General features: G+C 68.5%; 12 protein-coding genes. 10 read left to right on the forward strand and 2 right to left on the reverse strand.

What is annotated here, in order from left to right; translation table 11 throughout:
- Positions 1-26: 26 nt before the first annotated feature.
- The 6 genes from ttcA (at position 27) to polA (ending at position 10,341) form a co-directional block, all read left to right on the forward strand.
- Positions 27-929 (forward strand): tRNA 2-thiocytidine(32) synthetase TtcA, encoded by a 903-nt coding sequence (gene ttcA / locus BMZ48_RS00525; RefSeq protein ID WP_091529979.1) that lies wholly within the window; start codon positions 27-29, stop codon positions 927-929.
- A 10-nt stretch (positions 930-939) separates the two neighbouring features.
- Positions 940-2,685: an autotransporter assembly complex protein TamA gene (locus BMZ48_RS00530; RefSeq protein WP_091529984.1), complete on the forward strand. Its 1,746-nt coding sequence runs from the start codon at positions 940-942 to the stop codon at positions 2,683-2,685.
- Complete coding sequence (locus BMZ48_RS00535) at positions 2,682-6,023, forward strand: translocation/assembly module TamB domain-containing protein (RefSeq protein ID WP_143383583.1); 3,342 nt, start codon at positions 2,682-2,684, stop codon at positions 6,021-6,023. The genes BMZ48_RS00530 and BMZ48_RS00535 overlap by 4 nt, the downstream gene beginning before the upstream one ends.
- 80 nt (positions 6,024-6,103) lie before the next feature.
- Positions 6,104-6,286: an LPS translocon maturation chaperone LptM gene (gene lptM, locus BMZ48_RS00540; RefSeq protein ID WP_091529990.1), complete on the forward strand. Its 183-nt coding sequence runs from the start codon at positions 6,104-6,106 to the stop codon at positions 6,284-6,286.
- A gap of 10 nt (positions 6,287-6,296) precedes the next feature.
- Entirely contained in the window at positions 6,297-7,544 is a 1,248-nt protein-coding gene (gene lysA, locus BMZ48_RS00545) for a diaminopimelate decarboxylase (protein ID WP_091529993.1), read from the forward strand.
- A 58-nt stretch (positions 7,545-7,602) separates the two neighbouring features.
- Positions 7,603-10,341 (forward strand): DNA polymerase I, encoded by a 2,739-nt coding sequence (gene polA / locus BMZ48_RS00550; RefSeq protein WP_091529996.1) that lies wholly within the window; start codon positions 7,603-7,605, stop codon positions 10,339-10,341.
- 306 nt (positions 10,342-10,647) lie between these two features.
- Here the strand turns inward: polA and BMZ48_RS00555 are convergent, their stop codons facing one another.
- Positions 10,648-12,690 carry a M13 family metallopeptidase gene (locus tag BMZ48_RS00555; RefSeq protein WP_091529999.1) on the reverse strand — a complete coding sequence of 681 codons (2,043 nt, stop codon included), beginning with the start codon at positions 12,688-12,690 and terminating at the stop codon, positions 10,648-10,650.
- Between the two features lie 173 nt (positions 12,691-12,863).
- Between BMZ48_RS00555 and BMZ48_RS00560 the strand changes: the two genes are divergently transcribed.
- Positions 12,864-13,355, forward strand: coding sequence for a GAF domain-containing protein (locus BMZ48_RS00560; protein WP_091530001.1), 492 nt, complete (start codon positions 12,864-12,866; stop codon positions 13,353-13,355).
- Between the two features lie 82 nt (positions 13,356-13,437).
- Positions 13,438-14,895: a D-alanyl-D-alanine carboxypeptidase/D-alanyl-D-alanine endopeptidase gene (gene dacB / locus BMZ48_RS00565; RefSeq protein WP_234981447.1), complete on the forward strand. Its 1,458-nt coding sequence runs from the start codon at positions 13,438-13,440 to the stop codon at positions 14,893-14,895.
- A gap of 22 nt (positions 14,896-14,917) precedes the next feature.
- Here the strand turns inward: dacB and BMZ48_RS00570 are convergent, their stop codons facing one another.
- The gene (locus BMZ48_RS00570; RefSeq protein ID WP_091530007.1) at positions 14,918-15,559 is read right to left on the reverse strand and encodes a lysoplasmalogenase; all 642 of its coding nucleotides are present in this window, start codon (positions 15,557-15,559) and stop codon (positions 14,918-14,920) included.
- Positions 15,560-15,641: 82 nt separating this feature from the next.
- Here BMZ48_RS00570 and msrB point away from each other — a divergent pair, with 82 nt between their 5' ends.
- Positions 15,642-16,040, forward strand: coding sequence for a peptide-methionine (R)-S-oxide reductase MsrB (msrB, locus tag BMZ48_RS00575; RefSeq protein ID WP_091530009.1), 399 nt, complete (start codon positions 15,642-15,644; stop codon positions 16,038-16,040).
- Between the two features lie 64 nt (positions 16,041-16,104).
- On the forward strand, positions 16,105-16,527 hold the full coding sequence (locus tag BMZ48_RS00580; protein ID WP_091530012.1) for a hypothetical protein: 423 nt from the start codon (positions 16,105-16,107) through the stop codon (positions 16,525-16,527).

Raw genomic sequence — 16,527 nt, forward strand, 5'->3', positions numbered from 1 at the left:
CGCTTCCGCGCAAGCCATCTTCAGCGATGTCCGTTCCCGCGAGCGAAAGTCGATCCGAAGCCATCGTCCACGATCTGCGGCCGGCGCGGCCGCCGGATACGCGCGCACGTCTGGAAAACAACAAGCTCGCCAAGCGGCTGCGTCGCCAGGTCGGCCAGGCGATCATGGACTACAACATGATCGTCGACGGTGACCGCGTGATGGTGTGCGTCTCCGGCGGCAAGGACAGCTACACGATGCTGGATCTGCTGTTGCAGCTCAAGGCCAAGGCCCCGGTCCGGTTCGAACTGGTCGCGGTCAATCTGGACCAGAAGCAGCCTGGCTTCCCGGCGCACGTGCTCCCGGACTATCTGCGCGCACGGGGCGTGCCCTTCCACATCCTCGAGCAGGACACCTACTCCGTGGTCAAGCGCGTCGTGCCCGAAGGCAAGACGATGTGCTCGCTGTGCTCGCGCCTGCGGCGCGGCGCGCTGTATGCGTTTGCCAAACAACAGGGCTTCACCAAGATCGCGCTCGGCCACCACAAGGACGACATCGTCGCGACGTTCTTCCTCAACCTGTTCCACGGCGGCAAGCTCGCGGCGATGCCGCCCAAGCTGTTGTCCGACGACGGCGCCAACGTCGTCATCCGCCCGCTCGCCTATTGCCGCGAGCGCGACATCGCCGCCTACGCCCAAGCCCGCGGTTTTCCGATCATTCCGTGCAATCTGTGCGGCTCGCAGGAACAGCTGCAACGCAAGCAAGTGCGGCACATGATGGACGCCTGGGAGCGTGAGCATCCCGGGCGCACGGAACAGATCTTCGCGGCGCTCACCAACGTCGCACCCTCGCAGCTCGCCGACCGCAGGTTGTTCGATTTCGCGCGCCTGGGTGGCGATGCGCCGGCGACGGCCAATTGGCTGATGGCCACACCCGAAACCGACGTCTGATCGGTCGCCGATGCCAACATGCCGGCTGCGCATCCGTCTGCGTGTTCTCGGTACCGCCGCCGTGCTCGCCGGGCTCTCCGCTGTCGCGCAGGCACAGATCGCCGTGCGCATCGACGGGCTCGATGGCGAACTGCGCGACAACGCCGAGCTGCATCTGACGCGGCTGACCGAGACGCAGGAGGATCTGGACAGCGATCTCGCCGAAGCGCTGCTGCACGACGGGTTCCAGGACATTCGCCGCGCGCTCGAACCCTTCGGCTACTACAACCCGGTGATGGACGGCAAGCTCGAAGGGACCGCGCCGCGCTGGACCGCGCATTACCGCGTCGATCCCGGCCCGCGCACGCACCTCGACAGGGTCGAGCTGCGCATCGAGGGCGAAGGCGCCGAGCAGCTCGCCCCGGTGCGCGAGGCCGTACTGCGCCGCCTGCGCGAGGGCGCGCCGCTGCGGCATGCCGACTATGAGGCCGCCAAGGAGCGCCTGGCCAGCGCCGCCTACGCAGCCGGATTCCTCGATGCCCGCTTCACGCAGGCCGAGCTGCGCGTGATCGCCGACGACAATCTCGCGCAGGTGTACCTGGTCTTCGACACCGGACCGCGTTACCGCTTCGGCGCGGTGACGATCGAGCAAGACATCCTCGACCCGGACGTGCTCGCGCGCTACGTGCGCATCCGCAGCGGCGCGATCTACGATCCACAGGCGCTGCTCGATACCCAGTTCGCGCTCGGGGATCTCGGTTACTTCGAGACGCTCGACATCCTGCCGCAGCGCGAAGCCGCGACCGACCACGCGGTCCCGATCGTCATCCGCACGACGCCGCGCAAGCGCGCGCGCTACGACCTCGGGCTCGGTTATGGCACCGACACCGGTGCACGCGTCAGCGCCGGCACGCAGATCCGCCGCCTCAACCGCGCCGGACACACCGCCAAGGCCGAGCTACGCCTGTCGCAGATCAAAAACACGGCGCAAGCGGAATACCGCATCCCGCTGGGCCGGCGCGTCGGCGAGAGCGTCGGCCTCTCCGGCGAGCTGTCCGAGGAGCGCCTCGAAGACGGCGACAGCCGCAAATGGGGCCTGCAACTGAGTCTGTCGCGCATTCCCGGCGACTGGCAGCGGCGGCTGTATCTCGCATTCACGCATGAAGAATCGCGCCTGGGCGCAACGCGCCAGACCGCAGACCTGCTGACGCCGGGCCTTTCCCTCAACCGCGCCGAACTGGACGATCCGATTTATACCCGGCGCGGCTGGTCGATCTTTTTCGATGCGCATGGAGCCGTGCGTGATGTGCTCGCCAACACCAGTTTTCTGCGCACGCAGGTGATTGTGCGCGGGGCGCTGCCCGTGGGCGCGCACGCACGCCTGCTCGGCCGCTACGAATACGGCGCCAACCTGGTCGAGACCTTCGGGGAGCTGCCGGCCTCGCAACGCTTCTTCGCCGGGGGTGACCAGTCCGTGCGCGGCTACGCCTACCAGTCGCTCGGCCCCACGGACGCGCAGGGCAACGTCATCGGCGGCAAATTCCTCAACACGGCGAGCATCGAGCTGGAGCGGCGGATCTGGCGCGATTGGGGCGCGGCGCTGTTTTACGATGCCGGTGGCGCCGATGACGATCCCGCACCGCGCCTGTTCCAGGGAATCGGTGCGGGCGTGCGTTACCGGGCACCGGTCGGTTCGGTGCAGGTCGATGTCGCCCATCCGCTCGACGGACCCGATGGCGGCGTGCGCCTGCACATCGGCGTGAGGGTCGGCCTGTGAGCAGGGTGCTGGCCATGCTGCGCGCGCTGCCCGGCGTCATCCTCGCCGGTCTGTGCGGCGCCGCGGCCTTCGTGCTGTTCACGCAAGCCGGTGCACAACTGGCGCTGCGCGAGCTCGAAGCCCGCTTCGGCGTCCTCCACGCCGAAGGCGCGGCCGGCACGCTGTGGGGACCGCTGCGCTTTGCGCGCCTGCGCTACGAGGACGCGCACGTGCGCATCGTGCTCGACGATGCGTACTTCGACTGGTCACCGCTGCACCTGTTGCGTCGCGCCGTCGCCATCTCGCGCCTGCAGGCGGCACGCCTGACGGTGGAAGTCAAACCGGCGGCCGATGCATCTTTGCCTGCGCCCGCGCGCGACGGCGCCCTCACCCGGCTCGCCGTCGATCTCGACGTGCGCGCGCTGCATCTCGGGCAGCTCGTGCTGGTCCTGCCCGAACGGGCGCCGCTGGCCTTCGATGACGTCGCGCTGGAGGGTCGCTGGACCGGCGACCGCGTGCAGCTCGGCCGGCTGGAAACGGTGACCCCCTGGGTCGGCCGCCTGCGCATCGCGGGCCAGGCACAGCTCAAGCCAGAGGGCATCGACCTCGCGCAGCTGCGCAGCAGCGGCTTTGCCGACATCGAACTCGAAGGACACCTCGGCTACCGCACGCCGTCGGATCTGCGCGCGCGCTGGCATGCGCTGCGCTGGCCGGTCGCGGACACACCGCGGCTCGCGAGCAGCGGCGGCCGTCTGCGCTGGATGGGCCATTTCGACGACTGGCGCTTTGCCCTCGACGGCGCGCTCGCCGTCGAGGGTGAGTCGCTGGCGGTCCGCGTCCACGGCCGCGGCACCCTCACCGACGCCGTCGCCGAGCAACTCAGCATCGACACCGGACACGGCCATTTCGACGGACACGCGACGATCGACTGGCGCGCACCGGTGACGCTGCGTCTCGGCGGCCGTCTGCGCGGCATACAGCCGCAGCACTGGCTCGATCAGCTCGACGGCGAACTCAATGGCATGGTCGAGGCGAGCGCCCGATTCGAGGAGGCGGCGCCGGTGGTGGCGTTTGCCCTGCGTCTGGACGAATCGCGCCTGCGGCAATATCCGCTACGCCTCGATGCTCGCGGCCGCTATGTCGCGCAGAGCCTGCAGCTCGAGCGCTTCGCCCTGCGCTCGGGCCCGAGCCGGATCGATGCCGCCGGCACGGCCTGGCCCGAGCTCGCGCTGCAGGTTACGGTCGCCGGACCCGATCTCGCCGCGCTATGGCCGCCGCTCTCCGGCAGCGGCCGCGCCCAGGTGAGGCTGCGCGGCCCGCCGCGGCAGCCGCGCCTCACCGCCGTCGTGCAGGCGCAGGATCTGCGCTACGCCGACGTGGCGATCGGCCAGCTCGCGCTGTCCGCCGATCTCGATCCACACGGCGAATCGCGCCTGGACGCCGAAGCGCGCGCGCTCAGGGCCGGCACCGTGCTGGATCGCGCACAGCTCGAACTGCGCGGCCGCACCACGGCGCACCGCTTGCGCCTCGCCGTCAGCGGCAAGCAGGGCAGCGCCGCGGCAACCGTCGATGGCGCGGCCGATCTCGCCGCGCGGCGCTGGCACGGCACGCTCACGCAGGCCCAGGTCAAACCCGGGACCCTGCCCGCCTGGACGCTGGAAGAAGCCACGCCGCTGGCCATCGACGGTACTGCGCTGACGCTCGATCGTGCCTGTTTTGTCGCAACGCAAGCCCGCGCCTGTGTGAGCCTGCGTCCGGTCGGCCCTGCGCGCCGCCTCGCCGTGGATCTGGACAACGTCGACCTCGCCGCGCTCGATCCCTGGCTGCCCGGCGGTGCTCGCCTCGAAGGCCGCATCGAGGGCACCGGATCCTTCGATCTCGATGCCTCCGGTCTCGCCGGTCTGGAACTGGAGCTGCGCGGCGGCGTCTCGCGTCTCGTGCGCGGCGATTTGCCACCGCTGGTGTTCGGTCCGTTCACCTGGCGCGCGCAGGAAACGCAGACCGGTCTGGTGATCGACGGCCGGTTGCCGTTTACACGCGGCGGTCTGCATCTGACCGCAAACCTCGCGCCGGGCGCCGCACTGATGCAGCGGCCGCTCACCGGCGAGCTGGCGATCGAGATCCCGGATCTCGCCTGGCTGGAACTGCTGAACTGGGAGCTCGATCAGGTGCAGGGCCGCATCGAGGGCCGGATCGCGCTCGCCGGAACCCTGGCCGCACCGCAGCTTGCGGGCCGCGTCCAGCTCGTCGACGGCGCATTGCGCCTGCGCACACCCGGCATCCGCCTCGAGCGCATCACCGCGACGCTGGGCACAACGCAGGATGGCGTGTTCGACCTCAAGGCCGATGCCAGCTCCGGCGAGGGCATCCTGCACGTGGCCGGAACACTTGCTCCCGGTGCACCGACGCCGCTGCAGCTCGCAATCGAGGGCGAACGCTTCCAGGTCCTGCGCCGAAGCGACGCCCGCATCTGGGTCTCGCCGCAACTGACGGTGCGGCTCAGCGGCCGCGAACTGCACGTCAGCGGCGACGTGCTCGTCCCGCGTGCTCGCCTCACGCCGCGCCGCGTCGAGCAAGGCGTTGCCCCAACGGCCGACCAGGTCATCGTCCGCCGCGGCGAGCCGACAGCGGAGCGGCTCGGCATCTTCGCCGACATCGGCCTGACGCTCGGCGACGACGTGCACTTCGACGGCCTGGGCCTGAAGACGCAGTTGCGCGGCAGCGTGCGCGTACAGGAGTCTCCCGGCGCACCACCGCGCGCGCGCGGCGAGCTGGCGCTGCTCGGTGGCCGCTACAAGGCTTACGGCCAGGATCTGAGCCTGGAAACCGGCCGCCTGCTGTTCACCGGCGGCGCGCTGACCCGTCCGGCGCTGGAGTTGCGCGCAACACGCCAGCCGCGCGAGGACATCACCGTCGGCGTGCTCGTGCGCGGCACTCTGGACAAACCGCAATTCAGCCTGTTCTCGATGCCGGCGATGCCGCAGGAGCGGCAACTGTCCTGGCTCGTACTCGGACGGCCGCTCGACCAGGCGGCCGGCAGCGCCGCCGACCGGGCGCTGGTCGCCGATGCGGCGCTGTCGCTGGGCCTCGCCGGCGGCGAATGGCTGGCCGAGCGGCTCGGCGGACGCCTGGGATTGGACGAGATCAGCATCGGCGCCCGTCCGGGCGAAAGCAGCGACCAGGCGCGGCTGACCATCGGCAAGTATCTTTCGCCCCGGCTGTTCATCAGCTACGGCGTTGCCCTGTTCCAGCCCGGGCATACGTTCCGCCTGCAGTACGACCTCGGCTCCGGCTTCAAGCTGCAGACCGAAACCGGCGTCGAATCGGGCGGCGATCTGCTGTACACGATCGAGCGCTGACCGATGCCGTGCCCCGGCATCCGGGTACCGCACCGCCGGCCGCTATACTGCTCGCCCGACCCCCGCCCGATGCCCTGCCCATGCTCAAACCCTGGCTGCTGACCGTCGTTGCGCTCCTGGCCGCCTGCGGTCAGGCCGGCGCGCTGTACCTGCCCGACGAGCCGGCGCCACCGGCGCAGGCGCCGCCGCACGACTCACCACCGTCACCGCAAGCGCCGCCCGCCGCTGGGCCCGACACACCGGCGCCGCCCGCCACGCCGTGAGGATCCCGGCATGGACCACTTCGTGTACCGGGACGGCGCGCTCTGGGCCGAGGACTGTGCGGTGGCCGACATCGCCGCCCGCCACGGCACCCCGTGTTACATCTATTCGCGTGCGACCCTGACCCGCCATTTCCGCGCCTTCGACGACGCCCTCGCCGGCACCGACCACCTCGTCTGCTATGCGGTCAAGGCGAATTCCAATCTCGCGGTGCTGCAGGTGCTCGCGCGCCTGGGCGCAGGCTTCGACATCGTCTCCGGCGGCGAGCTGGCGCGCGTGCTGCGCGCCGGCGGCGACCCCGCGCGTGTGGTTTTCTCCGGCGTCGGCAAGACCGAGGAGGAGATGCGTGCGGCACTGCAGGCCGGCATTTACTGCTTCAACGTCGAATCCGAGTTTGAGCTGCACACCCTCGACGCCATTGCCCGCAGCATGAACCGCCGCGCGCCGGTTGCGCTGCGCGTCAATCCGGACGTCGATGCCAAAACCCACCCGTACATCGCCACCGGCCTGAAGACCAACAAGTTCGGCGTCGACATCGCCACCGCCGAGCAGCTCTACACGCAGGCCGCGCGGCTTGCCGGCATCGAGATCGTCGGCATCGCCAGCCACATCGGCTCGCAACTGCTGGAGATCACACCGTTTCTCGATGCGCTCGAGCGCGTGCTCGCGCTGGTCGACCGGCTCGATGCGCGCGGCATCGCCTTGCGCCACATCGACGTCGGTGGCGGCCTGGGCGTGCGCTACAAGGACGAGAATCCGCCGCTGCCGCAGCACTGGGCGCAGGCCATCCGTCCGCGGCTTGCCGGCCGCCGGCTGCGCATCCTCGCCGAGCCGGGGCGCGCCATCGCCGGCAATGCCGGCATCCTGGTCACCCGCGTCCTCGGCATCAAGAGCACGCAGGCCAAAACCTTCGCCATCGTCGATGCCGCGATGAACGACCTGCTGCGGCCGACGCTCTACCAGGCGTGGATGGACATCGTGCCCGTGCGCGTGCGCAGCGACGTGCCGGTGAGAACCTACGACGTCGTCGGCCCGGTGTGCGAAACCGGCGACTGGCTCGGCAAAGACCGGCCGCTCGCCATCGCGCCGGGCGACTGGCTGGCCGTGCGCACGGCCGGCGCCTACGGTTTTGTGATGGCCTCCAATTACAACACGCGTCCGCGCGCAGCCGAGGTGATGGTCGATGGCGCGCACGCCCACCTCGTGCGCGCGCGCGAGACCTTCGAGGATCTCGTGCGCGGCGAATCGCTGCTGCCGTGAGTGCGCCCATCCCGCACGGTGCCTCGTCCGGGCCGACGCAGTGTCGGGGGGATGCCCGATGAAACCGCTGATTCTGATCGACGGCTCGGGCTGGCTGTTCCGCGCCTATCACGCGCTGCCGCCGCTGACGAACTCGCGCGGCGAGCCGACCGGCGCCGTGTTCGGCATGCACAACATGCTGCGCAAGCTGCTCAAGGACTATGCGCCGGAGCGCATCTGCGTGGTGTTCGATCCGGCCGGCAAGACGTTCCGCGACACCCTCTATGCGGACTACAAGGCCAACCGCACGCAGACGCCGGAGGATCTGGCGGCCCAGTACCCGGCGATCCTCGAACTGATCGACGCGCTCGGCCTGCCGTGCGTGACCGTGGACGGCGTCGAGGCCGACGATGTCATCGGCACGCTCGCCCAGGCCGCGGCCGCGCGCGGAGAAGACGTGCTCATCGTCACCAGCGACAAAGACATGGCGCAACTGGTCGATGGGCGCATCGCGCTGCTCGACACGATGAAGAACCAGCGCCTGGATGCCAAGGGCGTGGTCGAGAAATTCGGCGTGCCGCCGGAGCGCATCGTCGATTATCTCGCCTTGATGGGCGACAGCAGCGACAACATCCCCGGCATTCCCGGCGTCGGTCCGAAAACCGCGGCGAAATGGCTCGCCGAGTACGGCTCGCTCGACGCCATCATCGCCCATGCCGCCGACATCAAGGGCAAGGTCGGCGACAATCTGCGCGCGCACCTCGACCGGCTGCCACTGGCGCGTACGCTCGCAACGATCCGCCGCGACGTGGCACTGCCGCTGACGCTCGACGACCTGCGGCCGCGCCCGCCCGATACCGCACGCCTGGCCGCGCTCTTCCGCCGTCTGGAATTCACCCGTCTGCTCGGGGAACTGGCGGACGACGCGCCCGCCGTGCCTGCGCGGACGGCAGCCGCAGCCGCGCCGTCGGGTTCGCCACCGACACAGCCGATCGTCGTCCTCGACGACGCCGGGCTTGAGGCCCTCGCCGAAGCGCTCGACGCCGCGGAATTGATCAGTTTCGACACCGAAACCGACAGCCTCGATGCCCACCGCGCGCGCCTGGTCGGCCTTGCCTTTGCCGTCGCAAGCGGGCGCGGCTGGTACGTCCCGGTCGGGCACGATGCGCTCGGCGCACCGCCGCAGCTCGCCTGCAGCCGGGTGCTGGAGCGCCTGCGGCCGATTCTCGAGAATCCGCGCAAACCCAAGCTCGCCCAGCACGCCAAATATGATCTCAACGTGCTCGCCCGGCACGGTGTCAACGTACGCGGCCTCGCCCACGACACGATGCTGCAAAGCTACGTGCTCGACGCCGCCGCCAACCGCCACGACCTCGACACGCTGGCGCGCAAGTACCTCAACCACACCACGATCAGCTTCGAGGACGTAACCGGCACGGGGCGCCATCAGCTCCGCTTCAACCAGGTGCCGATCGACAAGGCTGCCGCCTACGCAGCCGAGGATGCCGACATCACGCTGCGCCTGCACCAGGTGCTGTATCCGCGGATCTGCGCCGAACCCGCGCTGCGCCGGGTTTACGAAACCATCGAAATGCCGCTGGTGCCGGTGCTGGCGCAAATGGAGCGCACCGGGGTCAAGGTGGACGTCCCGCTCCTGCGCACGATCAGCCAGGAACTGGCGCAGCGCATGGACGAGCTGCAGGCGCAGTGCTTCGCCGAGGCGGGCGGCGAATTCAATCTCGGCTCACCCAAGCAGCTCGGCGCGATCCTGTTCGAGAGACTCAAGCTGCCGGTGCTCGGCAAGACACCCAAGGGCGAGCCGTCCACCTCCGAGGACGTGCTCGCCGAGCTCGCCGCCCACCACCCGCTGCCGCGGCTGATCCTCGACTGGCGGGCGCTGCAGAAGCTGCGCTCGACCTATGCCGAACAGCTACCGCAGGCGGTGAACCCGCACACCGGGCGCATCCACACTTCCTACGGCCAGGCGGTGGCCGCAACCGGCCGGCTGTCGTCGTCGGACCCCAACCTGCAGAACATCCCAGTGCGCACCGCCGAGGGCCGGCGCATCCGCCAGGCCTTCGTCGCCGAACCGGGGCAGGCCCTGTTGTCCATCGACTACTCGCAGATCGAGCTGCGGCTGATGGCGCATTTCTCTGGCGACGCGCGGCTGCAGCAGGCCTTCCGCGATGGCCTGGACATCCACCAGGCCACGGCCGCCGAAGTCTTCGGCCTGCCCATCGCTGCCGTACCCGCCGAGCGCCGCCGCGCCGCCAAGGCGATCAACTTCGGCCTGATCTATGGCATGTCGGCGTTCGGGCTGGCCCGCCAGCTCGGCATCACGCGCGCGGAAGCCCAGGATTACATCGACCGCTTCTTCAGCCGCTACCCGGGCGTGCGCAGCTTCATGGAAGCGACGCGGGCGGCGGCGCACGAGCGCGGCTATGTCGAAACCCTGTTCGGCCGCCGGCTGTACCTGAAGGACATCCACTCCCGCAACCCGGGGCTGCGCCAGTACGCCGAGCGCACCGCGATCAATGCTCCACTACAAGGCACGGCAGCCGATCTGATCAAGCTGGCGATGATCGACGTTGCCCGCTTTTTGGAGCAGAACGCGCCAGAAGTGCGCATGATCATGCAAGTTCACGACGAGTTGGTGTTCGAGGGGCCGTTGCCGCGGCTGTCGGCCCTGGCCCCGGAGATCGCACAGCGCATGTGCCGTATATCCCCTCTGGCGGTACCGCTCGTCGCCGACTGGGGGCTGGGCCCCGACTGGGACGCCTCCCATACCCCCATCGGGCACGCAAGTAGCGCTGCATAAACGAAATTTTGTCGGAGAACCGGGGGCGGGCGGCGCCCGGCGGTACCGCCGGCCGGCGCAAGCCCTTGATGGGCAAGGTTCAGTTGGCGTTCAGCCGGCGCGGCGCGGGCACCTCGCCGCCGGCGGGTTTGGAACTTCCTGGCACCGACCCCATCTAAGCCTGCGAGCGGTGATCCTCCCTGTCCCGCTCTCCGCCTCACTCCCTGGGCGGATCCGGCATCCCCCAACGCCGGAAAAGCGTCGCCCGCTGGTCTCCCCCCAAGACCACCGGGCTTTTTTACGCCGGCGGGGCGGCCTTGTATCTGCCTACCAGATTTTCACGCGCTGCTCGGGCGCGAGATAAAGCTTGTCGCCGGGCTTGACGTCGAAGGCGTGGTACCACTCGGGAATGTTGCGGACGATGCCGTTGCAGCGGAATTCCGACGGCGCATGCGGATCGGACTTGAGCCGCTGCAGCAGGTTTTCGTCCTTGTAGTTGCGCCGCCAGATCTGCGCCCAGCCGATGAACACGCGCTGCTCGCCGGTGAATCCGTCGATCACCGGGCTGTCCGGATGCGCCATTTTGTAGGCCTTGAGCGCGATCGACAGCCCGCCCAGGTCACCGATGTTCTCGCCGATCGTGAACGCGCCATTGACGTGGTGGCCGGGCAAGGCTTCGTAGGCGTCGTACTGCGCGATCAGCGCCCGGGTGCGCGCCTCGAAGCGCTTGCGGTCTTCTTCGGTCCACCACGAGCGCAGGTTGCCGTCGCCGTCGTACTTGGAACCCTGGTCGTCGAATCCGTGCCCGATCTCGTGGCCGATCACCGCCCCGATGCCGCCGTAATTCACTGCATCGTCGGCATTCATGTCGAAGAACGGCGGCTGCAGGATCGCGGCCGGGAACACGATCTCGTTCATGCCCGGGTTGTAGTAGGCATTGACCGTCTGCGGCGTCATGAACCATTCCTCGCGGTCGATCGGGCCGCCGAGCTTGGCGGTCTGGCGGTCGTGCTCGACCTGGCGCGAACGCATGACGTTGCCGACCAGATCATCCGCGGCCACGGTGAGCGCGGAATAGTCCTTCCACTTGTTCGGATAGCCGATCTTGGGCGTGAACTTGGCGAGCTTCTCCAGCGCCTTTTGCTTGGTGGCGTCGCTCATCCAGTCCAGCTCGCGGATGCTCACCTCGTAGGCCTTGACCAGATTGCGCACCAGCTCTTCCATGCGCGCCTTGGCCTGCGGCGGGAAATGCCGCGCGACATAAATGCGGCCGAGCACCTCGCCGAGCGCGGCCTCGGTGGCCTCGACACCGCGCTTCCAGCGCGGCTTGAGCTCGACGATGCCATTGAGCACACGGCCATAGAACGCGAAGTTTTCATCCACGAACGGTTTGGAGAGAAACGGCGCATACGCCCTGAGCAAATGCCACTTCATCCAGGCTTTGAGCGTGGCGAGGTCGGCTTTCTGCAGAATCGCGTCGAACGCCGCGAAGAAACTGGGCTGGGCGATGACGATGCCCGGGGACTTGCGGATACCGGTGGTGTCGATGTACGCCGGCCAGTCGAAATTCGGCATCAGCTTGGGCAGATCCTCGAAGGCATATTTGTTGTAGGTCTTCTCCGCATCGCGTGAATCGACCTTGGTCCACTGCTTCTCGGCGAGCTGCGTCTCCAGCGCGACAATCGCCTTGGCCAGATCCTGCGGGCGGTCGATGCCGGCGAGCCTAAGCATGTTGCCGATGTGTGCCTCGTACTGGCGGCGGATCTGCGCGAACTTCTCGCCTTTGTCGAGGTAGTAGTCGCGGTCCGGCAGCCCCGTGCCGCCCTGGAACAGATAGACCATGTACTGCGTGGCGTTCTTGGCGTCGGTGTCGATGTAGCCGGGAATCAGATCCACGCCGATGCGCGCCAGCTGCGCGAACACGCCGGCGAGCGCCTTTTTGTCCTGGATCGCATCGATGCGCGCGAGCTCGGATTCGAGCGGTTTTATGCCGAGCTCGTCGGCGCGCGCCTCGTTCATGAACGCGGTATAGAAGTCGCCGACTTTTTGTTCGTCGGAACCCGGCTGTTTGTCGGGCTTGGCGGCGGCTTCCTCGATGATCGCACGCAACTGCTGCTCGGCGTCGTCGGCGAGTTTGGTGAACGCGCCATAGTTGGACTTGTCCGCGGGCACCGGATTGTTGCGCAGCCAGGTGCCGTTGACATGGCGGTAGAAATCATCCTGCGGACGCACCGTGGGATCGAACTGGGTCTTGTCGATGCCGGATGGCCGCACCTGGGGCGCGGGCGCCGGGGCGGGTGCGGTTTTCTCCGCCTTGCCACAGGCCGACAGCAGCAACGCGCCGAGCGCGCCGATGATCCATGAGCGCATGGGTTTCCTCATAAGGGTCTTGGACTCGATGCCATGCAGCTTACGTGGGATGCGCGTCCGTGACTGCCCGGAAATTCCACCAGGCCGCCGCCCGAACGTTACCGCGGATTCGGATCCTACTGCATTGGGTCTCGCCTATACTGGCGCGCCTTGTTGCCCACGAGCCGATACGGATGAGTTTCACGCTCGGGCCACTGCCCGTCCATGACAAGCGCGCGCTCTACGACGAACTGGCCCAGCAGGCGGCATCGCTGCTGCACGGTGAGCGCGACATCGTCGCCAATGCCGCCAACCTCGCCGCGCTGATCTGGCACGGCGTGCCCGACCTCAACTGGGCCGGCTTTTATTTTTTGCGCGAGAACCGCGAACTCGTGCTCGGCCCGTTCCAGGGCAAGCCTGCCTGCGTGCGCATCCCACTCGGCAAGGGTGTTTGCGGCACCGCCGCGGCGACACGGCAGACGCAGCGCGTCGATGACGTCCACACCTTCCCCGGGCACATTGCCTGCGACCCCGCGTCGAACTCGGAAATCGTCGTGCCACTGCTGCGCGGCGATACGCTGCTCGGCGTGCTCGACCTCGACAGCCCGCGCCGGGCGCGTTTCGACGAACAGGATCGCGAGGGGCTCGAACGCCTCGCCGCGATCTGGGTGGCTTCGCTGGATTGAGTCAGGCTGCGCCGCTTGCGCCGGATTGCTGGCGCGATCGCGCAACAACCCTCTTCGCTGAAAAATGCTGTTCTCAAAACCCTTGCTCGCCGTTCTTTGCGCCGGTGCCGTCATCGGCGCTGCCGCGCCCGCTCACGCCGGCTGGGATGCGCTGGCCGCACTCAAGGCCCGGCGCGGCGCCCATGTGACCGCCGCCGCAGTGGATCTCGACACCGGCCAAACCCTGCAGACGCTCGATGCCCAAACGCGCCTGTCGCCGGCCTCGGTGAGCAAGCTGGTGCTCGCCGCCGCCGCGCTGGAAACCTGGCCGATCGACAAAACCTTCGTGACCCGCGTCGTCGGCACGGGCAGGCTCGACGAAGGTGATTTGCAAGGCGATCTGGTCGTCTACAGCGAGGGCGATGCCACGCTCGATCATGCGGCGCTGTGGGTGCTCGCCGCGCAGATCAAGCAGTCCGGGATACGCAGCGTCGCGGGCGATCTCGTCGTCAGCACTGCGCCATTTGGCCGGCTCGGCTGTGAAACCCGCGACCGCTGCGAGGCGCTGGCGCGCAGCCACACCGCTTACGATGCGCCGTTGGCGGCCGTCGGTGTCGATTACGGCACCTGGTGCGTCGATGTAAAGCCAACGCAACCCGGCGCAGCGGCACGAATCCAAAGCTGCGCTGCCGTCGATGTCCCGATTCCGCTCACGGGCGCGATCCAGACCCGCGAGGTACGCCGCGGCACCTGGCTGTGGCTGGACCGCGTGAAGCGCAGCGATGGCGAGGCCCTGGTCATGGGCGGCGACATCCGCGCCGATGGCGCGGGCGCGCGCCTGTACCGTTCGATGGCCGATCCGGCCCTCGGCGCCGGCCTGTTGCTGCGCCAGATGCTCGGCGAGCTCGGCGTCACCTTAACCGGCGGCGTGCGCATCGACGACGACGCCATCCCGCGCGGCGCGCGGCCGCTTGCCGCCATCGAAGGCCGCCCGCTGCGCGCGCAAATCACCGATCTGCTGCGTTACTCCAACAACTACATCGCCGACGTACTGACACTGGCGATGGCCGCCGAGCGCACACCCGAGCCGGTGACGACCCTGGCGCGCGCCAGCGAACCACTCGCCGAGCTCGTGCTGCGCGCGCGCCGGCAGGCCGGCTATGCCGACGATGGCACACGCCCCCGGCTGCTGAGCGGTAGCGGATTGACGCCGGAGAACCGGCTGTCCGCGCAGGATCTGGTCGCGCTGCTCGCGTATGAGTACCGCCAGACGCAGACGTTTCCGGTGTTCTACGGCGGCCTGGTCGTCCCCGGACAGGCGCCCAATGCCTATCTGCGCGCCGGCAGCGCGGCCTGGAAAACCCGCGTCGCGCTCAAAACCGGCACCCTCAGCGAGCCGCGCACGGTGTTCGGCATGGCCGGCTATCTGCGCAAGCAAAACGGCGGCTGGATCGCGTTCGCCGCGCTGGTCAACGGCGCCACGCCGCGCCAGGCGGTACCCCTGCACGAATCGCTCGATGCCATCCGCAAGGACATCGAAGCCCTGCTGGCCCGGCACTAACGCGCGTCGTGTCCCGCGTGTCCTAAGCAGCGACGTATAGCGCCGAGGCGGCGATCAAGCCGATCGCCGCCCAGTAGGTGGACAGGATCAACCCCTGCGCCCCGGGATAAGGGGCAATGAACTTGCGCGCACCCAGCGCCGAATCCGACAGCACGAACAGCACCGCACCGGCGAGCGCAAGCCGCGCGCCGGTGTCGCCGAGCGTGGCGGCGCGCATCGCAGCGGTGACCGCCATCGCGGTCAGCACGGCGCCATAGACGAGCACCGGCAGCTTGAGCGCTCCGGCGCGCGGCAGCAGGATCGCCGCGAAGACCACGCCGTAGGCCACGAAACCCCAAGCCCACGGCGGCAGCACCGGCGCGGAAAGCCCGTGCACGAACGCCCACATGAACACCAAGTGCGCGAGCAAAAAACTCGCCAGTCCGCCGATGAAAAACGCGGTCCTGTCGAACATCAGGAAAATATCGCCGAGCAGCGACAGCACCAGCCCGGCGAGCAGCCAATCGCGGTACGCAGAAGCCGGTGCCTGCGCGGCGATGGCCGCGATCAGAATCGTCGTCAGCGGCTTGAGCAAGTAGAAAACCTTGGGCCTGGACTCATTCCAGTCCGCCACAATCGCCGCGAACGCACTCGCCGCGGCCGCACCACCGAGCATGGTCAGCATGATCGCTCTCCGGGTATCGTCGTTTGGTGCCTAGCCTAACCGCAGATCCGCGAACATGCGCATGCCCTCACCGGAGAATCGGATGGACAAGATCGTGAAAACCGACGCGCAATGGCGTGCCCAGCTCACCGAGGAGCAGTACCGCGTGACCCGCCAGGGCGCAACCGAGTGCGCGTTCACCGGCGCGTACTGGAATGACCATCGCGATGGGGTTTACCACTGCGTCTGCTGTGATCTACCCCTGTTCGACGCCCGCACCAAGTTCGAATCCGGCACCGGCTGGCCCAGCTTCTTCGCGCCGGTACAGCCCGCCCACATCGCCACCCGCGAGGACTTGAGCCACGGCATGCGCCGCATCGAGGTCTTGTGCGCCCGCTGCGACGCCCATCTGGGGCACGTTTTTCCCGACGGTCCGCCCCCGACCGGGTACCGCTACTGCATCAACTCCGCCGCCCTGCGGTTCACGCCCCGCAGCGCTTGACCGCGCCGGACCCGCGGAAGATCGGGCAGACTGACACCCGCATCCATCATGCGTAGGACGCCCGATGCCGACCTTCCTCAAAGCCTTCGTCGCCGGATTCGGCTCGACCTTGCTCTTTCACCAGGGCTTGCTCGCCGTGCTGCACGGCGCCGGCTGGACGGCGCGCGCACCGTGGAATCTCGCGCCGGTGCCACCGCTGGGTGTGCCCAGCGTAATATCGCTGGCGTTCTGGGGCGGGCTGTGGGGGATCGCGCTGTGGGCCGTGATCGCCCGCAGCGGCGGAGCGCGGCAGTGGGTGCTCGCACTCACGATCGGTGCGCTCGCCCCGAGTCTGGTCGCCTGGTTCGTGGTCATGCCACTCAAGGGCATGGGCCCGGCCGGCGGCTTCGACCCGTCGATCCTCATCGGTGCGCTGCTGCTCAACGGCGCCTGGGGTCTGGGCGTGGCCCTCATCATGCGCCTGTTCAGACGCCACGCATCCGGCTGA

Source organism: Fontimonas thermophila (assembly GCF_900113085.1).
GTDB lineage: Bacteria > Pseudomonadota > Gammaproteobacteria > Nevskiales > Nevskiaceae > Solimonas > Solimonas thermophila.

Bases quoted from the DNA above. Each gene is read 5' to 3' on its own strand.
- ttcA (WP_091529979.1), top strand. From the start codon at position 27: ATGTCCGTTCCCGCGAGCGAAAGTCGATCCGAAGCCATCGTCCACGAT.
- BMZ48_RS00530 (WP_091529984.1), top strand. From the start codon at position 940: ATGCCAACATGCCGGCTGCGCATCCGTCTGCGTGTTCTCGGTACCGCC.
- lptM (WP_091529990.1), top strand. From the start codon at position 6,104: ATGCTCAAACCCTGGCTGCTGACCGTCGTTGCGCTCCTGGCCGCCTGC.
- lysA (WP_091529993.1), top strand. From the start codon at position 6,297: ATGGACCACTTCGTGTACCGGGACGGCGCGCTCTGGGCCGAGGACTGT.
- polA (WP_091529996.1), top strand. From the start codon at position 7,603: ATGAAACCGCTGATTCTGATCGACGGCTCGGGCTGGCTGTTCCGCGCC.
- BMZ48_RS00555 (WP_091529999.1), bottom strand. From the start codon at position 12,690: ATGCGCTCATGGATCATCGGCGCGCTCGGCGCGTTGCTGCTGTCGGCC.
- BMZ48_RS00560 (WP_091530001.1), top strand. From the start codon at position 12,864: ATGAGTTTCACGCTCGGGCCACTGCCCGTCCATGACAAGCGCGCGCTC.
- BMZ48_RS00570 (WP_091530007.1), bottom strand. From the start codon at position 15,559: ATGCTGACCATGCTCGGTGGTGCGGCCGCGGCGAGTGCGTTCGCGGCG.
- msrB (WP_091530009.1), top strand. From the start codon at position 15,642: ATGGACAAGATCGTGAAAACCGACGCGCAATGGCGTGCCCAGCTCACC.
- BMZ48_RS00580 (WP_091530012.1), top strand. From the start codon at position 16,105: ATGCCGACCTTCCTCAAAGCCTTCGTCGCCGGATTCGGCTCGACCTTG.